The following is a 17933-nucleotide window of genomic DNA, read 5'->3' on the forward strand; positions in this document are numbered from 1 at the left end:
TTGGTACAGGGAGCCGCACCGTGAGCTGTGTGCCGGCGACGACCTCGAGGCGGCGAGTATGGAACAGGTAGCTGACGCCGCTGCTCTCTGATGTCGGATTGAAGAGTCCAGGACCCCGGCCGGTCGACCAGCGTCGAGGGCCGACACGGGCTCGTCGCACACGATGAGCTTCGGATCGAGGGCGAGCGCCCTGGCTATCGCGATGCGCTGCCGCTGCCCGCCCGAGAACTCGCGGGGGAGCGTGAGGCCGCGCCGGTCGGCAGCTGCACCTGGTCGAGCAGGGATCCGACGCGCTTGCGGGCGTCAGCAGCGGAGACGCCGCGGACGGTGAGCGGCTCGGTGAGGATCTGCTCGATCGTGAGCGAGGGGTTGAGCGAGGAGTACGGGTCCTGGAACACGACCTGGATCTCCGAGCTCAGCGCCCGGCGCTCCTTGCGCTTCAGGTGCCCGAATCTCCTGGTCGCGGTAGCGGATGCTGCCGCCGGTGACCGGGCGAGGCCCAGCACGGCGCGACCGAGCGTGGTCTTGCCGGAGCCGGACTCGCCGACGAGGCCGACGGTCTCACGGGCTTGATGTCGATCGACACGCCCTTGAGCGCCTTGAACGACTGGGCACGGAACCCCTTGCCCGGGTACTCGACTTCGAGGTCCTTCACCTCGAGCAGTGACGACGTCATCGGGTCTCTCCTGTCAGGTTCGTCGCGAGTGCCGGTCGGCGGGACCCTCGTCGAGGATCGCGCCGAGCAGCGACTGCGTGTACGGTGCTGCGCGTGGTTGAAGATCGAGCGCACCGGCCCGGTCTCACGATGAGGCCGTTCTGCATGACCGAGACGCGGTCGCAGAGGTCGGCGACCACACGAAGTTGTGCGTCACGAGGAGCATCGCGTTCCGCCTGGAGGTCGCGCAGCAGGTCCAGGACCTCGGCTTGCACGGTCACATCGAGCGCGGTGGTGGGCTCGTCGGCGATGATGATGTCCGGGTCCGTCGAGACGGCGCCGGCGATGAGCACACGCTGCGCCATACCGCCCGAGACCTCGTGCGGGAATGCGGCGAAGGTGCGCTTGGGGTTCGGGATGCCGACCCGCTCGAGCAGGGCGAGTGCCTTGTCCGTCGCCTCCTTCTTGCTGAGGCCGAGGGTGACGCGCAGGGGTTCGACGAGCTGGCTGCCGATCGTGAACGCCGGTCGAGGTTCGACATCGGCTCCTGCGGGATGTAGCCGATGCGCTTGCCGCGGATGGCCGTGTACTCGCGCTCCCCGAGGGTGTCGAGCCGGGTGCCCTCGTAGCGGATCGTCCCGTCGGTGACCCGACCGCCGCGCGGCAGGAGCCGAGGACACCCCACGCGTCTGGGTCTTGCCCGAGCCGGACTCGCCGATGAGGCGTGACCTCGCCCTTGCGGATGTCGAGGTCGACGCCGTGGACGACCTCGGTCACGCGCCCGCCCTCCTGGTCGTAGCGACGCGGAGGTCGCGACGCTGAGGACGAGCTCCTCGGCGCGGACGGCGGCGCGGCGTCGTCGTCGTGGCGGATGGGCGGGACACCGACGATCTCGTCCTCACTGATCCCGGAGGTGCTGATCGACTGCGTGACGATCGTGTTCGAGCCCGTCTTCGAACGTCGTCACGATCTTGCGACGGCGCGACGGACGGACACGGTGCGCTCGAGCTCGTCGCGCATCGCGTTGGCGAGCAGGGTGAGCGCGATGCAGGTGAGCGCGATCGCGAGCGACGGCCAGACCATGAGGATCGGTGCCTTGTAGATGTTCGTGAAGCCGTCGTTGAGCATCGAGCCCAGGTCGGCACCGACAGGTCGCCGAGACCGAGGAACTCGAGGCCGGACTGGATCGCGATGGCGATGCCCGCGATGATCGCCGACTGGATGATGATCGGTGCGCGGACGACGGAGAGGATGTGCCTGCCGATGATGCGCGGGTCGCTGAGTCCCGAGACCCGGCGGCGTCGACGTAGAGCTCCGAGCGGACGGCCGTGACCGCCGCGTAGACGAGCGGAAGTAGGAGGGCGAGAGCAGGATGCCGAAGATCGCCATCGAGATCCAGACGACGGGCCGAGGACGGCGCGGCGGCCAGCAGGACGACGATGCCGGGCAGCGCCATGATGAGGCCGTGAACCACGAGGACACGGAGTCGAACCACCCCTGGTAGTACCCGGCGATCAGTCCGGCGACAACCCCGATGACGATCGCGACGACGAGGGCGAGAGTGCTGCGGCGACGCTGATCTGGGTGGCGGCGAGCAGGCGGGAGAACACGTCGCGCCCGGCGCTGTCCGCTCCGAGGAGGTGTCGGCACTCGGTGGCGCAAGGACCTGCTGCAGGGACGCGAGGTTCGGTCCTGCGGGGCGATGAGCGGTCCGAAGATCGCGACGACCCCGATGAGCACGAGGAACACGAGGGACGCGCGCCGATCGGGCGCTTGAGGAGCCGGCGCAGGAGGTTGACGCGGACCTGCGGGGTCGGACGGTGAGCGGGGTTTCGATGGCGGTCATGACAGTCGCACCTTCGGGTTGAGCGCAGCCTGCGCGAGGTCGATGAGCAGGTTGACGACGACGACGATGATGGCCGTCGCAATGACGACCCCCATGACGATGGGGATGTCGCCCTGGGTCGTGGCCTGCACGGCGAGTTGACCGATGCCCGGGAGGGCGAAGATCTGCTCGATGATGACGGCGCCGCCGAGGAGGCCGATGAACTGCACGGCGAGGACGGCGAGGGCGGGGCCGCCGGCGTTCCGCAGCACGTGCTTGTAGATGACGCGGCCCGTACCGAGCCCGCGGCTGCGGAGCGTCCGGACGTAGTCCTTCGACATCGCGTCGACGACGGAACCGCGCACCTGCTGCGAGACCGTCGCGATGGCGCCGATCGCGAGGGCGATGATCGGCAATGTCACCGAGGCGACCCAGCCGGAGAAGGACGTGGTGATCGGGATGTACCCGGTGGCTTTGAACAGGCGGAGGTTGATCGCGAAGGTGATGACGAGCACGAGCGCGATGAGGAAGCTGGGGATCGCGAAGCCGATGACGGAGATGAACTGGACGACGTTGTCGATCCATCCACCGCGACGGGCGGCGAGGACACCGAGGATGACGGACACGATCGCGGCGATGATGGTCGCGCCGAGCACGATCGAGAGGGTGACGGCGAGGCGGCCGGTGACGCCGAGGACACGAGCTGGCCGGTGAACCACGAGCGGCCGAGGTCGCCCTGGAAGGCGGAGGCGATCCAGTCGAGGTACTGCACCGGCAACGGGCGGTCGAGGCCGAGTTCGGCGGCCTTCTTCGCGACGGTCTCGGTGGTGGCGCTCTGGCCGAGGATCCGGCGGGCGATGTCGCCGCCGCCGAGGTAGAGGAGGGAGTACGCGATCACGGAGATCACGAAGATGAGGACGACGCCGGACACCAGGCGTCTGAGGATGAATCCGAGCATGGGTCACTCCAGGAAGTGGGTGAGTGAGGGGTGTTGGGGCCGGCCCGCCCGAGCGCTGGACACTCTGGCGGGCCGGGGTCGATACGACACGTGCGACCGGTCGGTCCCGGTCCCGGAGCCTGTCGACGGCCGGCCTGCGACGGGTTCCGGTTCCGGTCCCTGAGCCTGTCGAAGGGCGGACCCGCGACAGGCTCAGGACCAGCGGACTACTTCGGCTGGATGTCGTAGATGGACGGGTACGCGTTCGTCGGGATCATCTTGACGGTCGTGTTGGCGTCCGTCGCGAAGCTGCCCTGCACCCGGTAGAACGGGGCGAACCACGCCTGCTCGACGATGTACTGGTTCAGTTCCTTCGCGACCTTGCCCTGCGTCGCCTCATCGCCGTACTGGATCTGCTTGATGTACTCGTCGACCTTCGGGTCGTCGTACTTGAAGGGGTTGAAGACGGCGTTCGGGGCGATCATGAACTGGATGAGCTGCCAGTCCGGGTTCTGCTCCAGCGCCATGAAGGAGACCGGGAACTTCGGGGCCAGGAGGTCGGCGATGAAGTTGTTGCCCGGGTCCGTGTACTCGGCGGTGATCCCGACGTCGGCCAGCTGCTGCGAGATCAGCGTGTAGGTGGTGCGCCGAGCACCGTGGAGGACGGCATCGAGAGCGTCAGACCGTCGGCGTAACCCGCCTCGGCGAGCAGCTCCTTGGCCTTCTCGGGGTCGTAGCCGTAGCGGTCGTCGAGCGACTTGTCGAAGGCGGGGAGTTCTCCGGGAAGACCTGACCCGTGACCGTGCCGTTGTCGTTCTGCAGCGCCTTGAGCAGAGCCGGGCGGTCGAACGCGTAGTTGATGGCCTGACGGACGCGGACGTCGGCGATCGCCGGGTTCATCGTGCCGGCGCGGTCGAGGAGCAGCATGCCCTGGAAGTCGAGCTCGTTGGCGTTGACGGTCCAGCCGGCGCCCTCGACCTCGGCGAGGTTGTCGTTGTTCGCGAGCTTGATGCCGTTGACCTCGCCCGACTTGACGGCGTTCAGGCCGGCGGTCGCGTCTTGGAGGACGTTGATGGTCAGCTTGTCGTAGTGCTGCCAGTCCTTGTTCCAGTAGTCGGGGTTCGCGGTGTAGCTGTAGCTCGTGCCGGTGACGGTCGCGGCCGTGTCGAGCACGTACGGTCCGGAGCCGACCGGGTTGGTGGCGAGGTCGGGGCTGTCGAACGACTCCGCGCTGGCGATCAGGCCGGGGTCGCGGGTGAGGTAGTTGAGCATGGCCGGGTCCGGCGCGCTCAGGGTGATGACCACGGTGGTGTCGTCGGGCGCCTCGACGGAGGCGACACCCGCGAAGTAGCCGGCGTCGGGGGAGGTGCCGGTCTTGAAGCGCTCGAGGTTCTGCTTGACGACGTCGGCGGTGAGCTTCGACTTGTCGGTGAAGGTGACGTCGTCGCGGATCTTGAGGGTCAGGACGGTGTTGTCGTCGTTGTACTCGTAGGAGGTCGCGAGCGACGGCACGATCTCGCCGTCGGCTGTGGCGACGAGCAGGGTGTCGAAGACGGCCTGGTAGAAGGGCGAGCGGTTGCCCCATTCGGAGCCGGCCGGGTCGAACGTGGTGGGGGGAGTGATCGCACCCAGGATCAGGGTGCCACCGGAGCCGCTGTCAGAGCCGGAGGTGCTACCGGAGCATCCGGTGAGCACGAGTGCAGCAGCGGTGACCGCGACGGCTGCGGTCGTCTTCCATCGGAACATCTTTGTCCATTCGCTGTGAGCAATCCCTCATCGGATCGCTGGTGATTGAGGACGCTAGCACGAAAGCCGAGTGGTCACTAGCTTTTTGTTTTCGACCATGTCACAGTTGGATCACGACCAGGCCGCGGCGTTCGACGGGGAACGCGCTATCGTGAAGCCGTCCGAAGGGGGAGGTCGTCCGATGACATCGGTCAAGACCGGGAACAAGCCGCAGGGGAAGCCCCGCGGTGCATATGCGAAAACCGGTATGAAGCGCGTCGCGATCCTCGACGCCGCGCTCGCCGTCTTCGCCAACGGGGATATCGCGCGGGTTCGCTTCGGGAGGTGGCCGCGCAGGTGGGGATGAGCGAGGCAGGACTCCTGCACCACTTCCCGAACAAGAGCGCGCTGCTCGCCGCCGTGCTGTCCCACCGCGACGACCTCTCGGCGACGCTCGTCCCGATGGACGGCGACGACCCGATCGAGACGCTCCGGGGGCTGGTCGCACTCGCCCGGTACAACGCTTCCGTGCCCGGCGTGGTCGCGCTCTACTGCACGCTCTCGGCGGAGGCGACCTCGCCCGACCACCCGGCGCACGACTACTTCGTCGAGCGCTACGAGGGCACGCGCGCGCGGCTCGAGCGCACCTTCGGGTTGCTCGTCTCCGCAGGACGCGTGCGGGCCGGCTTCCCCACCACCAGCGCGGCCTTCATGACCCTCGCGCTCATGGACGGCCTGCAGGTGCAGTGGCTGCTCGCGCCGGAGTCGGTCGACATGGCGGACGAGCTCCACGCCTTCCTGTCGGGGCTCCTCGGTACCGAGCTCTAGGCGCCGAGCGGCCGGCGCGGCACCAGGAGGTCCGCCCCTGGGCAGGAGCCTTCGAGCGAGTGGGTCCTGCTGCGGCGCTGATCTCCTGCTGTCGCGCTACGGCGTCGTCGCCCGTGCGTCGCGCAGGTCCGCGCCGACGGAGACGTACGAGACGCCGCGGCGGTGCCGGGTGAACGGTACGGAGACGACGGCCGTGGCGACGATGACGAAACTGAGGATCCCGATGATCCCGACGATCGTCTGCGTGAGGCCGCTCGTGGCGTCGGGTATCTGCGCGGCGGTCGTCGTGGCGATGTACGGCAGGGCCACGACGGACCCGCGGTAGAGGCGCCGCGCCGCCGATCCGCGTCCGTCCGGCCACTGCGGAGCGAGCCAGACGAGGCGCTGCCCGAGCGACGCACCGCTCCCGATGAGCGCCGGCAGCACGATCACGAGGACGACCGTGCCCGCACCGATGCTGAGCACCTCGGGCAGCGTCGGGTCGTTGGCGGTCCCGGTCGCACCCGTGAGCAGGACGCGTGGGACGACGAACACGAGCGACAGCACCGTGATCGACAGGTTCACGGCGAACGCGTCGAGGACCATGCCGAACCAGCGTCGCCAGACGGTGATGGGTCGCGCCCGGTCGCGGGTGGCGCGCAGGGCTCGCGCGCTCGGCATCCACCCGAGGACGATCGGGGCGATGAGTGCTCCGATCGCGGCCCCGGCCGTGTTCGTGATCACGTCGTCGACGTCGGCCACCCGGTAGGCGCATTCGTACAAACCCCAGATGCCCGTGTACTGCGTCGACTCGATCAGCAGGGAGACGAGCGCCCCGAGCAGGATGGAGACACCGAGCCCACGGTTCCAGTACCGCCGCGCGATGGCGCCGAACGGGATGAAGAGGATCACGTTCAGGACGACCTGCAGGAACGCGTGGCTCGTCAGGGTGCTCAGGACCGAGAGCCCGGCGGTCTCCCGTGCGATGTCCGCGATCGAGTGACCGGGGATCAGCTCGAGCGCCCCGTGGGCCGTGCTGCAGTTCGCGCGCTCATCGGGCAGTGGCAGCAGCGTGTAGGCGACGAGGGCCACCGCGTAGACACTGACCGCCGCAGCACCGATCACCCGGGGAAGCGACATCTGGCCGTAGCGACGGACTTGAACGAGCAGGATCGGACCGAGGACGGCGAAGAAGATCACCGTGCCGCCGACGAGTCCGACCCACGCCTGCCATGTCCACCCGCTCATTCCGACAACTGTAGGGCGCTCGCCGCGCCGGCGGCATCAGTCGGCGGACGGACCCCGGTCATCCTGCAGAGGGTGCCGAACGGCGGATCCCGCGCTCGATGCAGGCGATGATGGAGTGTGCCGACGCTCATCGTGACCACCCATCCCGACCCCGACTCCCTCACCCATCACCTCGCCCAGCGGCTCGCGCAGGAGCTGCGCTCGACCTCGGACCCGGCCGGCGTCGAGGTCGCGGACCTGGCTGCGGAGGGCTTCGACCCGCGGTACACGCTCGCGGACCGCCACACCTACCGCGTCGGCGGGGACTTCACCCCGGACGTGGCCGCCGAGCAGGAGCGGCTCGACCGGGCCACCGACCTCGTGCTCGTGTTCCCGGTGTACTGGTGGTCGACGCCCGCGCTCCTCAAGGGCTGGTTCGACCGCGTCTTCGTCAACGGCTGGGCGTTCGGCCTCGACGCGGACGGCGGGATCGTCCGGAAGCTCGACCGCCTGCGCGTGCACCTCGTGCCGATCGCGGGCGACGACGCCGGGGTCTACGACCGCCACGGCTACGAGCAGGCGATGCGGACGCAGCTCGAGCACGGCATCGTCGACTTCTGTGGCGCTCGCCGCGGCGTGACGACCTTCCTCCATGACTCGGAGGGCGAGGACGCCGACGCGCGAACGCGCGCGGTCGAGGCCGCGGTGGACGCGGTCGTCGAGGCGATCCGCGCCTGACCGCCCTTCGACGGGCTCAGGGACCGGGACTCGGTCACTGACCCGAACCCCGGTCACTGAACCGAACTCCGGTCACTGAGCCTGTCGAAGTGCTACGCCGTGAGGGTGCGGTTGAGGCGCTCGGTCGCGGTGTCCATGTGGTGCTGCATCGCAGCCGTGGCCGCCGCGGGGTCGCCCGACATGATCGCCTCGTAGACGGCCTCGTGCTCCTCGAAGGCGCGCTGGGCGTCGACGTCCTCGTGGATGCCGCGCTCCACCCAGATGCGGAGGAGCGAGCGGATGCTCTGCAGGAGGTCGGAGAGCACGCGGTTCCCGGTGGCCGAGGCGAGCTCCAGGTGGAACTTCAGGTCGGCCTCGATGAACTTGGTGCGATTGGCGCCCGCCTCGCTCATGGCGGTGAGGTGGTTGCGCAGCCGGTTGCGTGCCATGTCGTCCATGCGCGTCGCGGCGAGGCCGGCAGCGAAGACCTCCAGCTGACCGCGCACCTCGATGAGTTCGCGGGTCCGCGGCTCGCCGAGCATGAGGCCCCAGCTGAGCGTCTCGGGGAGGAGTTCGGAGACGCTGCCGCGGAGGTAGGTGCCGCTGCCCGGGCGGACGTCGACGACGCCGAGGATCTCGAGCGCCGCCAGGGCCTCGCGGACGGCGGACCGCCCGATGCCGAGGGACGCGGCGAGCTGACGCTCCGGTGGGAGGCGGGTCCCCGGGGCGATCTCACCGCTCGTGAAGTGGTCGAGCAGGCGCTTCGCGACGGCGGAGACGGCGGATCCCACGGCGACCGGTCCGAGGCTGGACGAGATGTCGTCGGTCGGCCGATCCGGGAACGCAGGCATGGGTTCACTGTATCGCGGCGGGTCGGCATGCCCGGAGCCCACTGCTTGAATTGGTCAACCGGTTGATGTATCGTTCATTCCGGTCCGGCCCGGACCACGCCCTGCCCGCGGCATCGATGCCGCCCACCCGAGGAGTCATAGTGGACACCACCGCCCCCGCGGCCAACCCGGCTGTCGAGCGATCAGCCATCCGGAAGGTCTCGATCCGTCTCGTGCCGTTCGTGGCGCTGATGTTCTTCATCAACTACCTGGACCGCACCGCGATCGGCTTCGCCGCCCCCAACGGCATGAACGAGGACCTCGCGCTCTCCGCCGCCCAGTTCGGCTTCGCGTCCGGCGTCTTCTTCATCGGCTACATCCTGCTCGAGGTGCCCAGCAACCTCGCGCTCAACAAGTTCGGTGCCCGCCGCTGGCTCGCCCGCATCATGGTCACCTGGGGTATCGTCGCGGTCCTGTTCACCTGGGTCGCCAACTTCGAGCAGCTCGCGATCCTCCGCTTCGTGCTCGGTGTCGCCGAAGCCGGTTTCTTCCCCGGAGCGATCCTCTTCCTGAGCCTCTGGGTCCCGGCCAAGCACCGCAGCAAGATCCTCGCCCTCTTCTACCTGGCGCAGCCGCTCACCACCGTCATCGGCGCACCCCTCGCCGGGTGGCTCATCGGTCAGCACGGCGTGTTCTTCGGTCTCGAGGGCTGGCGCTTCATGTTCCTCGGCGTCGGACTCCCGGCCATCCTCATCGGTGTCATCGCCTGGTTCTACCTGAAGGACCGTCCGTCCGAGGCCAAGTGGCTCACCCCCGAGGAGCAGACCTGGCTCACCGCGGCTCTCGCACACGAGAAGGCCACCACGGAGCAGAAGCAGGGCCACGTCAGCCTCAAGCACGCGTTCACGAGCGGTCGCGTCTGGATGCTCGCGTTCATCTACTTCGGCTTCATCTACGGCCTCTACGCGCTCGGCTTCTTCCTCCCCACGATCATCGAGGGCTTCCAGGAGACGTTCGGAACCGAGTTCAACGTCATGCAGAAGGGCCTCATCACGGCGATCCCGTACGTGCCGGCCGCCATCGCCCTGTACTTCTGGTCTCGTGATGCGACGCGCCGTGGCCTGAAGACCTGGCACATCGTGATCCCCGCGATCGTCGGTGCCGTGAGCATCCCGCTCGCGCTCTTCGCCAACTCGCCCGCCCTCACCATCGCGGTCATCGCGGTCACCGCCATGGCGATCTTCGCCGCGCTGCCGAACTTCTGGACGCTGCCCACGCAGTTCCTCACCGGTGCGGCAGCGGCCGCTGGTATCGCGCTCATCAACACGGTCGGCAACCTCGCCGGGTTCTCGGCGCCGTACATCACCGGTGCCGTCGCGGACCTCACCAAGGTCGGCGACACCCCGCAGTACGTCGTCCCGATGTTCATCGTCGGTGGCTTCATGATGATCTCCGCCACGCTCATGGTGATCCTCTCGAAGCAGCGGAGCTCTCGCGAGCTGCGCGTCTCGCACGACGACCTCACGGGTAAGACCCGATGACGCGCCTCTTCAACGACCCGGCGGACTTCGCCGACGAGATGATCGACGGCTTCGTCGCCGCGAACCGTGACCAGGTCCGGCGCGTGACCGGTGGTGTCGTCCGGAGCACCCGGACGCCCGAGGGCACGGTCGCGCTCGTTATCGGCGGTGGCTCCGGCCACTACCCGGCGTTCGGCGGCATCGTCGGCCAGGGCCTCGCGCACGGTGCGGCGATGGGCAACCTGTTCGCGTCGCCGTCCGCCCATCAGGTCGAGTCGGTCGCGAAGGCGGCGCAGCGCGGGGGCGGCGTCCTCCTCAGCTACGGCAACTACGCGGGCGACGTGCTCCACTTCACCCAGGCGCAGGACGCGCTGAATGCAGCGGGCATCCCCACCCGGAGCGTCGCCGTCACCGACGACATCTCGAGCGCGCCCGTCGCTGAGAAGCACAAGCGTCGCGGTATCGCGGGCGACCTCACCGTCTTCAAGTCGGCCGCCGCCGCGGCCGAGGCGGGCTACGACCTCGACGAGGTCGTCCGCGTCGCCACCCACGCGAACGAGCGCACCCGGTCCTTCGGCGTCGCGTTCAGCGGCTGCACCCTGCCGGGCGCGACCGAGCCGCTGTTCACCGTGCCCGAGGGGCGCATGGCGGTCGGCATGGGCATCCACGGCGAGCCCGGCATCGACGAGACCGACGTGCCGACGGCCGATGAACTCGCCACCCTGCTCGTCTCCTCGCTGCTCGCGGAACTGCCCGAGGGCGTCTCCGAGGCCACCGGCGCTCGCGTCGGCGTCATCCTCAACGGCCTCGGCTCGGTGAAGTACGAGGAACTGTTCGTCGTCTACCGTGCGGTCGCCGCGCAGCTCGAGGCCGCAGGGGTGGAGATCGTCGACCCCGAGGTCGGCGAGCTCGTCACGAGCTTCGACATGGCCGGCGTCTCGCTCACGCTCTTCTGGTTGGACGAGGAGCTCGAGGGCTTCTGGGCTGCCGGTGCCGACACCCCCGCCTACCGCAAGGGCGTCGTCGCAGCGGCCGAGCAGCTCGACCCCTCGGAGCTCGTCGCCGAGACGGCTGCCGAGATCCCCGCCGCCTCCGACGCGTCCCGGGCCGCCGCCGCGGTCGTGGTCGAGGCCCTCGACGCGCTCGTCCAGGTCATCGACACGAACGTCGAGGAGCTCGGCCGGATCGACGCCGTCGCGGGTGACGGCGACCACGGCATCGGCATGCAGCGCGGTGCTCGTGCCGCCGTCACCGCCGCACACGCCGCCGCCGATGCCGGGGCCGGTGCCCACACCGTCCTGCACCTGGCCGGCGACGCCTGGGCGGACCGCGCCGGCGGCACGTCCGGTGCCCTGTGGGGACTCGCGCTCCGCTCGGTCGGAACCGCCCTCGGTGACGAGGTCGCACCCGACCGCACCGACGTCGCGACCGGCGTGCAGGCCGCGGTCGACGGCATCATGTCGTTCGGCAAGGCCGAGGTCGGACAGAAGACGATGGTCGACGCGCTCGTGCCGTTCACCACCACGTTGCGTGCAGCCGTCGCCGACGGTTCCGACCTCGTCTCCGCTTGGACGACCGCCGCTGCGGCTGCCTCGACCGCTGCCGCTGAGACGGCGGACCTCCTGCCGAAGATGGGCCGCGCCCGTCCGCACGCCGAGAAGAGCCTCGGTACCGTCGACGCCGGTGCCTACTCGTTCGGCCTGATCGTCACGGCGATCGTCCCCGTCCTCGAGCGCGCCACCGGCACCACTGCACCGGACGGCTCCACCAGCACCACCACCAACGAAGGAGTACACGCATGACCGATCAGCTGCGCATCGTCATCGGCTCGGATGACGCCGGGTTCGACTACAAGGAGATCGTCAAGCGCGACCTCGAGCAGCACGACGGCGTCGCCTCGCTCGTCGACGTGGGCGTGGACGCCGACGGCCACACCGCCTACCCGCGGGTCGCCATCGCCGCTGCCGAGCTCGTCGCGTCCGGCCAGGCCGACCGCGCGCTCCTCTTCTGCGGCACCGGCCTGGGCGTCGCGATCGCCGCCAACAAGGTCGCCGGCATCCGCGCCGTCACGGCACACGACAGCTTCTCCGTCGAGCGCGGTGTCCTCAGCAACAACGCGCAGGTCCTGACGATGGGCCAGCGCGTCATCGGCATCGAGCTCGCCCGCCGCCTCGTCCGCGAGTGGCTCACCTACCGCTTCGACGAGACCAGCGCGAGCGCCGAGAAGGTCGCCGTCATCGGTGAGTACGAGGCGACGGGCTCCTGCTGATGACCGCCTCCCCGTCGACCGCGAGCACGTCGACCGCGCCCCGCGTGGTCGGTGTGAGTCTGAAGATGTACTTCGGCCATGCGCAGACCCTCGAGTGGATCGAGCAGGTGGGCGCCTTGGCCCGTCGGCACGAGGCCGTGGTCGATGGTCGCGTGCGACTGTTCGTCATCCCCGGCTACCTCGCGGTCGCGCCGTCGGTGGCGGCCCTCGCCGGGACGGGCGTGCTGGTCGGAGCACAGGACCTCGCGAGCGCGGACCGTGGCGCGTTCACCGGTGAGGTCGGCGGCCCCGAGCTCGCCGAGGTCGGCGTCGCCGTGGTCGAGGTCGGCCACGCGGAGCGTCGTTCGCTCTTCGGCGAGACCGACGAGGTCGTCGCCGAGAAGACCGCCGCGGCCCTCCGCAACGGACTCTCACCGGTCCTCTGCATCGGCGAGGTCGAGCGCACGACGCCCGAGGCGGCTGCGACGGAGTGCGTGCGCCAGCTGGACTCCGCGCTCGCCGATGCCGTGGCTGGGCCGGTGATCGTCGCGTACGAGCCCGTGTGGGCGATCGGTGCGGCTGAACCCGCGTCTGCCGAGTACGTGCGAGCTGTCGGCGCGATCCTGAAGCGATCGATCGCCGAGCGCGCCGACCGGGTCGGTAGCTCCGTCATCTACGGCGGCAGTGCGGGCCCCGGTCTGCTGACCGCGCTCGGTGACGACGTCGACGGTGTGTTCCTCGGACGCTTCGCCCACGACGTCGCGGCGCTCGAGGCCGTGCTCGACGAGGCCCTTCGACAGGCTCAGGATGGCACCCTTCGGCAGGCTCAGGGACCGAGGACAGCATGATCGGCTTCGGCACCTACACCTTCTTCTGGGAGGGCTCCGAGCTCGCTCCCGAGCGCTTGAGCGTCATCGGCATGATCGAGCGCACGGCCGACGCCGGCGTCGAGCTCTTCCAGATCTGCGACGACGCCCGCATCGAGGCGATGTCCGACGATGAACTGCGCCGGATCGCCGAGGTCGCCCGCGAGCGCGGGGTCGCCCTCGAACTCGGGACGAAGGGGATCGCGGTCGCGCACCTCGAACGCTTCCTCCACATCGCCACCGTGCTGGGTGCGAAGCTCCTGCGCAGCATGGTCACCTCCGGCGACGACCGGCCGTCACACACGGACGCCGTCGATCGTCTCCGCGCGGTGCTCCCGGCGTTCGAGGCGGCCGGCGTGACGATCGCACTCGAGACCTACGAGCAGCTGTCGTCGCAGGAGCTCGTCGACCTCGTGACCGCCGTCGACCACCCGAACCTCGGCATCTGCCTCGACCCCGCCAACACCGTCGCCCGGCTCGAGCACCCGAGTGACGTCATCGAGCGCACCGCTCCGTACGTCCGCAACATCCACGTCAAGGACTTCGCGTTCACCCGCCGGGGCGGCTGGGTCGGCTTCACCCTCGAGGGTGCCCCGCTCGGCACCGGCCTGCTCGACTACCCAGCCCTCACCGCCGTCGTCCGACCGGACGAGCGCGGTGTCAACCAGATCATCGAACACTGGCTCCCGCTCGGCGACTCCATCACGGAGACGATCGAACTCGAGCGCACGTGGACCGCACACAACCTGCAGTACCTGAGAGAAGGAAGATCATGACCGACACCACCACCGTCGCGGACCAGCTCACCATCGCCGTCATCGGCGCGGGCGGCAAGATGGGCATGCGCGTCTCCAACAACCTCGTGAAGACCAACCACACCGTCTTCTACAGCGAGGTGTCGCCCGCCGGCCAGGAGCGTGTGACCGAGACCGGCCGCGAGCTCACCGAGACCGACGCGGCCGTCACCGACGCCGACGTCGTCATCCTCGCCGTCCCGGACCTCGCCCTGAAGGCCGTGTCCGCCGGCGTCGTCCCGCTCATGAAGTCGGGCGCCGTGCTCCTCACGCTCGACCCGGCCGCCGCGTACGCGGGTCTGCTGACGCGTCGCGACGACGTCATCCAGGCCGTCACGCACCCCTGCCACCCGTCGGTCTTCGTCGAGCGCCACACGCCCGAGGAGTACGCGGACACCTTCGGTGGCATCGCCGCCCTCCAGGACGCCATCGCGGCGATCGAGTCCGACGACGCTGAGAAGCAGGCGCAGGTCGAGGCCGTCGTCCGGGCGATCTTCGCCCCCGTCGGTGAGGTCCACTGGGTCACGGTCAAGCAGCTCGCGCAGCTCGAGCCGACCCTCGTGGAGACGATCGCCTGCATGATCGGCGCGCTCCTCAAGGAGTCGCTCGACGAGGCCGTCAACACCATGGGTGTGCCGGAGCCGGCCGCCCGCGCGATCCTCCTCGGCCACACGCAGGTCGCCCTCGCGAACTCGCTCAAGGGCGACAACCCGTTCTCCGACGCGTGCCTCATCGCGATGGACTACGGCCGCAGCGCGATCATCAAGGACGACTGGAAGAAGGTCTTCCAGGACGACGAGCTCGACAAGAACCTCGCCGCCATGCTCCACCTCGACAAGATCGAGCGGTAGCCCGCTTCCCCAACTGTTCGCAATTCAGGACGTGCCCGGCGCGTCGGCCCGCTCCCTCCCCCGATCCGGGTCGGCGCGCCGCGGCCGTCCTGAATTGCGAACGTCACATGCGGTCAACCGGTTGTGCCGGATAGGCTGCAGACGACCCGATGTCGCACCCGCGACAGCCATTGCGACACCCGAGACGACACCCGCGACACCACCCCCGCAACACCGCACGAGAGACAGGCGACGATGACTGGACGACTTGCAGGAAAGACCGCGCTCGTGACGGGTGCCGGATCGGGGATCGGACGTTCGGTCGCCGAGCGGTTCGCTCGTGAGGATGCCGCCGTCGTCTTCTCCGACCGCGACATCCAGGCCGCCCGTGATGCGGCGGCACCCTTCCCGACCGCTATCGCCGTGCGACTCGACATCGCCGACGAAGCGAGCGTCGAGGCCGCCTTCGCGGTCATGGACGCCGCCGGCAAGACCCCGGACGTCGTCGTCGCGAACGCCGGCGTACAGCTCTTCGGCCAGGACGCGAAGATCGCCGACCTCGACCTCGAGGTCTGGCAGCGCACGGTCGACATCAACCTCACCGGCACCTTCCTCACGACCAAGCACGCCGTCCGCGCCATGCTCGGCCGCGGCGGCTCGATCATCCTCACGGGCAGCCCGACCGGGCTCAACGGCGAGGGCGCCGACTTCACGGCATACAGCTCCACGAAGGCCGGGATCCACGGCCTCGGCCGGACCGTCGCCGCGGCCTACGCCGATCAGGGCATCCGCGTGAACACCGTCGTCCCCGGCTACACGGAGACCCCGCTCGTCACCGCGATCTCCGGCGACCCGGAGTCGCGTGCCGCCATCGTCGGGCGCATCCCGCTCGGTCGTCCCGGCCAGGCCTCGGACGTCGAGGGCATCATGGTGTACCTCGCCAGCGACGAGTCGAGCTTCGCCACCGGAGCGACCTTCCGGGTCGACGGCGGCATGACGAGCCTCTGAGCCGACGATCATGACCTCGCGTTCGGGAACCGCCTTCCGCGTCGCATCCGACCTCCTGCTCGACCGCGAGCGTGACGCCCTCGCCGTCGGCCGGGGGCCCTGGTCGGCCTCGCTCCGCGGCTCGGAGCTCGACGACATCGCCTTCGACGGCGAGCCCGTGCTGCGCAGCATCCGCTTCGTCGTCCGCGACCAGGACTGGAAGACACTGCCCGTCATCGTCGACGCGGTCGACCGCACGACGAGCGGCCTGGCCCTGCGCGGCCGGGTCGGCGACGATGGCGAGACCGTCGCCTGGTCCCTGTCGGTCGACCTCGGAGCGTCGACACTGCGGGTCGCCGTCCGGGCCGAGGTGACCGCCGCGTTCCGGCGCGCGCGCATCGGTCTCATCGTGCTGCAGTCACCGGCGCTCGCCGGCACCGAGCTCGTCGTCGGCCACCCGGAGGGGTCCACGACGACCGTGCGCCTCCCGGAGCACGTCGCTCCGCATCAGCCGGCGATCCGCATCGGGTCCCTCGCCTGGACCGGCGACCGCGTCGCGACCACGGTCCGCTTCAGCGGTGACGTCTTCGAGATGGAGGACCAGCGCAACTGGACCGACGCCTCGTTCAAGACCTATTCGACGCCCCTCTCGCTGCCGTTCCCCGTCGCACTGGCGGTCGGTGACGTCGTGGAGCAGTCCGTCGAGGTCAGCTGTGCACGGGTCGGCGCTGCCGAGCCAGCCGACGCCCCACTGGCGACGCCGCTCGCCGTCACCGTCGTGTCCGAGACAGAGCTCGCGGGGCAACGAGAGGACCCGGTCCCTGAGCCTGTCGAAGGGCGGATCGGCGCACCACTCGACGGCACCATCCCCACGATCTGGACCTCGGTGTCGAGTGACGCCGACGGCGGCCGCGCGGGCGCCGAGATCCCGGACACGATCACCGGGATCCTCGTGGAGATCGACCCGACGAACCAGGACTGGCCGGCCATCCTCGATCGCGCCGTGCGCCAGGCCGGCGGCGGGCCCCTCGACCTCCGACTCGTGCTCGGGACGGGCGAGGAGGCCGAGCCGGTGCTGCGGCGGCTGCGTGACGCGGCCGTGCCCGTCGTGCGCGTCGGGGCGTTCCATCGCCGGACCCACCTCTCGGAGGTCACGCTGTTGACCGCGCTCGGCGAGGTCCTGCGAACCCTGTGGGCCGAGGTCCCGACGCCGCAGCCCGAGCTCGTCGGCGGCACGCGCGCGCACTTCACGGAGCTCAACCGCAACCACGCGCGTCTCGAGCGCTGGGTGGGCCCGGTGGCCTTCAGCATCACGCCGTTCATGCACGACCGTGGCGGGCACCAGCTCGTCGAATCGCTCGGCATGCAGGCGGTCGTCGTGGCGGACGCCGTGAGGATCGCCGATGGCCGCCCGCTGCACGTCGGGCCGGTCACGCTCGGCGCCCGCTACAACGCGGTCGCGACCACGCGGGCCAGCGCCGGTGACTCCCGCGACTCGGAACTCCGCGCGGGCTTCGGTGCCGAGCACGTACCCGGCGCGACGGATTGTCGGCAGTCGGCGGAGGCGCTCGGTGCCTGGGTCGTCGGCAGTGTCGCGGCGCTGGCCGTCTCCGGGGTCGAATCGTTGTCGTACTTCGAGGCGACCGGACCGCGTGGGCTCGTCGCGGCCGACGGGACGCTCACGGCTGCCGGCCGGGTGCTCGGGTGGATCGCCGAGCTCAGCGGACGGCAGCGCGTCGCGGTCGAGATCGGCGGGGTGTCGCTCGGTGCCGGGTCGTCCGTCTCGCCGGCAGGTGTGACCGCGATCGCCGCCGTCGACGCCGCAGGCGAGACCGTCGTGATCCTCGGCAACCTCGGCGAGACACCGGTCCGGGTCGTCTTGACCGGTGCATCCGAGCCGCACACCGCGGAACTCGCCGCGGGTGCGGTCGCCCGGGTCGTGATCGCCCGTTCGGGTTCGTAGAT

General features: G+C 69.7%; 18 protein-coding genes and 3 pseudogenes. 11 read left to right on the forward strand and 10 right to left on the reverse strand.

Features of this window, described 5'->3' with window-relative positions:
* Positions 1 to 189 precede the first annotated feature (189 nt).
* The 4 genes and pseudogenes from BWO91_RS20535 to BWO91_RS19505 form a co-directional block, all read right to left on the reverse strand.
* A pseudogene (locus BWO91_RS20535) lies at positions 190 to 285 on the reverse strand (hypothetical protein); the annotation flags it as partial.
* Between the two features lie 29 nt (positions 286 to 314).
* A pseudogene (locus BWO91_RS20540) lies at positions 315 to 509 on the reverse strand (peptide ABC transporter ATP-binding protein); the annotation flags it as partial.
* A 163-nt stretch (positions 510 to 672) separates the two neighbouring features.
* Positions 673 to 1374: an ATP-binding cassette domain-containing protein gene (locus tag BWO91_RS01100; RefSeq protein WP_079000634.1), complete on the reverse strand. Its 702-nt coding sequence runs from the start codon at positions 1372 to 1374 to the stop codon at positions 673 to 675.
* Positions 1375 to 1618: 244 nt separating this feature from the next.
* Positions 1619 to 1783, reverse strand: a complete 165-nt coding sequence (locus BWO91_RS19505) for a hypothetical protein (RefSeq protein WP_153303338.1) — start codon at positions 1781 to 1783, stop codon at positions 1619 to 1621.
* Between the two features lie 244 nt (positions 1784 to 2027).
* Between BWO91_RS19505 and BWO91_RS20380 the strand changes: the two genes are divergently transcribed.
* The gene (locus tag BWO91_RS20380) at positions 2028 to 2159 is read left to right on the forward strand and encodes a hypothetical protein (protein ID WP_276207388.1); all 132 of its coding nucleotides are present in this window, start codon (positions 2028 to 2030) and stop codon (positions 2157 to 2159) included.
* A gap of 338 nt (positions 2160 to 2497) precedes the next feature.
* Here the strand turns inward: BWO91_RS20380 and BWO91_RS01105 are convergent, their stop codons facing one another.
* From BWO91_RS01105 to BWO91_RS01110, 4 genes and pseudogenes are all read right to left on the reverse strand, one after another.
* On the reverse strand, positions 2498 to 3199 hold the full coding sequence (locus tag BWO91_RS01105; RefSeq protein WP_346425815.1) for an ABC transporter permease: 702 nt from the start codon (positions 3197 to 3199) through the stop codon (positions 2498 to 2500).
* Between the two features lie 74 nt (positions 3200 to 3273).
* A pseudogene (locus BWO91_RS20485) lies at positions 3274 to 3438 on the reverse strand (ABC transporter permease); the annotation flags it as partial.
* Positions 3439 to 3644: 206 nt separating this feature from the next.
* Complete coding sequence (locus BWO91_RS20125; RefSeq protein WP_240555626.1) at positions 3645 to 3944, reverse strand: hypothetical protein; 300 nt, start codon at positions 3942 to 3944, stop codon at positions 3645 to 3647.
* Between the two features lie 151 nt (positions 3945 to 4095).
* Positions 4096 to 5163 (reverse strand): ABC transporter substrate-binding protein, encoded by a 1068-nt coding sequence (locus BWO91_RS01110; RefSeq protein ID WP_240555627.1) that lies wholly within the window; start codon positions 5161 to 5163, stop codon positions 4096 to 4098.
* A gap of 336 nt (positions 5164 to 5499) precedes the next feature.
* Here BWO91_RS01110 and BWO91_RS01115 point away from each other — a divergent pair, with 336 nt between their 5' ends.
* The gene (locus BWO91_RS01115; RefSeq protein WP_240555853.1) at positions 5500 to 5970 is read left to right on the forward strand and encodes a TetR/AcrR family transcriptional regulator; all 471 of its coding nucleotides are present in this window, start codon (positions 5500 to 5502) and stop codon (positions 5968 to 5970) included.
* Positions 5971 to 6066: 96 nt separating this feature from the next.
* Here BWO91_RS01115 and BWO91_RS01120 read toward each other — a convergent pair whose 3' ends face one another.
* Complete coding sequence (locus BWO91_RS01120) at positions 6067 to 7197, reverse strand: VanZ family protein (RefSeq protein WP_079000632.1); 1131 nt, start codon at positions 7195 to 7197, stop codon at positions 6067 to 6069.
* Between the two features lie 117 nt (positions 7198 to 7314).
* Here BWO91_RS01120 and BWO91_RS01125 point away from each other — a divergent pair, with 117 nt between their 5' ends.
* Positions 7315 to 7914: an NAD(P)H-dependent oxidoreductase gene (locus tag BWO91_RS01125; protein ID WP_079000636.1), complete on the forward strand. Its 600-nt coding sequence runs from the start codon at positions 7315 to 7317 to the stop codon at positions 7912 to 7914.
* A 92-nt stretch (positions 7915 to 8006) separates the two neighbouring features.
* Here BWO91_RS01125 and BWO91_RS01130 read toward each other — a convergent pair whose 3' ends face one another.
* Entirely contained in the window at positions 8007 to 8744 is a 738-nt protein-coding gene (locus BWO91_RS01130; RefSeq protein WP_064295407.1) for a FadR/GntR family transcriptional regulator, read from the reverse strand.
* A 140-nt stretch (positions 8745 to 8884) separates the two neighbouring features.
* On the opposite strand from BWO91_RS01130, the gene BWO91_RS01135 reads away from it, so the two are divergent.
* The 8 genes from BWO91_RS01135 to BWO91_RS01170 all read left to right on the forward strand — a co-directional run bounded on the left by BWO91_RS01135 (position 8885) and on the right by BWO91_RS01170 (position 17931).
* Entirely contained in the window at positions 8885 to 10264 is a 1380-nt protein-coding gene (locus tag BWO91_RS01135; RefSeq protein ID WP_240555628.1) for an MFS transporter, read from the forward strand.
* Positions 10261 to 12045, forward strand: a complete 1785-nt coding sequence (locus BWO91_RS01140) for a dihydroxyacetone kinase family protein (RefSeq protein WP_079000638.1) — start codon at positions 10261 to 10263, stop codon at positions 12043 to 12045. Before BWO91_RS01135 ends, BWO91_RS01140 begins: the two co-directional genes overlap by 4 nt.
* On the forward strand, positions 12042 to 12512 hold the full coding sequence (locus BWO91_RS01145; RefSeq protein WP_064295405.1) for a ribose-5-phosphate isomerase: 471 nt from the start codon (positions 12042 to 12044) through the stop codon (positions 12510 to 12512). Before BWO91_RS01140 ends, BWO91_RS01145 begins: the two co-directional genes overlap by 4 nt.
* Positions 12512 to 13339, forward strand: coding sequence for a triose-phosphate isomerase family protein (locus BWO91_RS01150; RefSeq protein ID WP_079000640.1), 828 nt, complete (start codon positions 12512 to 12514; stop codon positions 13337 to 13339). The genes BWO91_RS01145 and BWO91_RS01150 overlap by 1 nt, the downstream gene beginning before the upstream one ends.
* Positions 13336 to 14133, forward strand: coding sequence for a sugar phosphate isomerase/epimerase family protein (locus BWO91_RS01155; protein WP_079000642.1), 798 nt, complete (start codon positions 13336 to 13338; stop codon positions 14131 to 14133). The genes BWO91_RS01150 and BWO91_RS01155 overlap by 4 nt, the downstream gene beginning before the upstream one ends.
* Entirely contained in the window at positions 14088 to 15002 is a 915-nt protein-coding gene (locus tag BWO91_RS01160) for a phosphogluconate dehydrogenase C-terminal domain-containing protein (protein WP_240555629.1), read from the forward strand. The genes BWO91_RS01155 and BWO91_RS01160 overlap by 46 nt, the downstream gene beginning before the upstream one ends.
* Positions 15003 to 15236: 234 nt before the next feature.
* Entirely contained in the window at positions 15237 to 15989 is a 753-nt protein-coding gene (locus BWO91_RS01165; RefSeq protein ID WP_064295403.1) for an SDR family NAD(P)-dependent oxidoreductase, read from the forward strand.
* 10 nt (positions 15990 to 15999) lie between these two features.
* Positions 16000 to 17931 (forward strand): hypothetical protein, encoded by a 1932-nt coding sequence (locus BWO91_RS01170; RefSeq protein ID WP_079000646.1) that lies wholly within the window; start codon positions 16000 to 16002, stop codon positions 17929 to 17931.
* Positions 17932 to 17933: the final 2 nt, after the last annotated feature.

The organism is Plantibacter flavus (assembly GCF_002024505.1).
GTDB classification, from domain to species: domain Bacteria; phylum Actinomycetota; class Actinomycetes; order Actinomycetales; family Microbacteriaceae; genus Plantibacter; species Plantibacter flavus_A.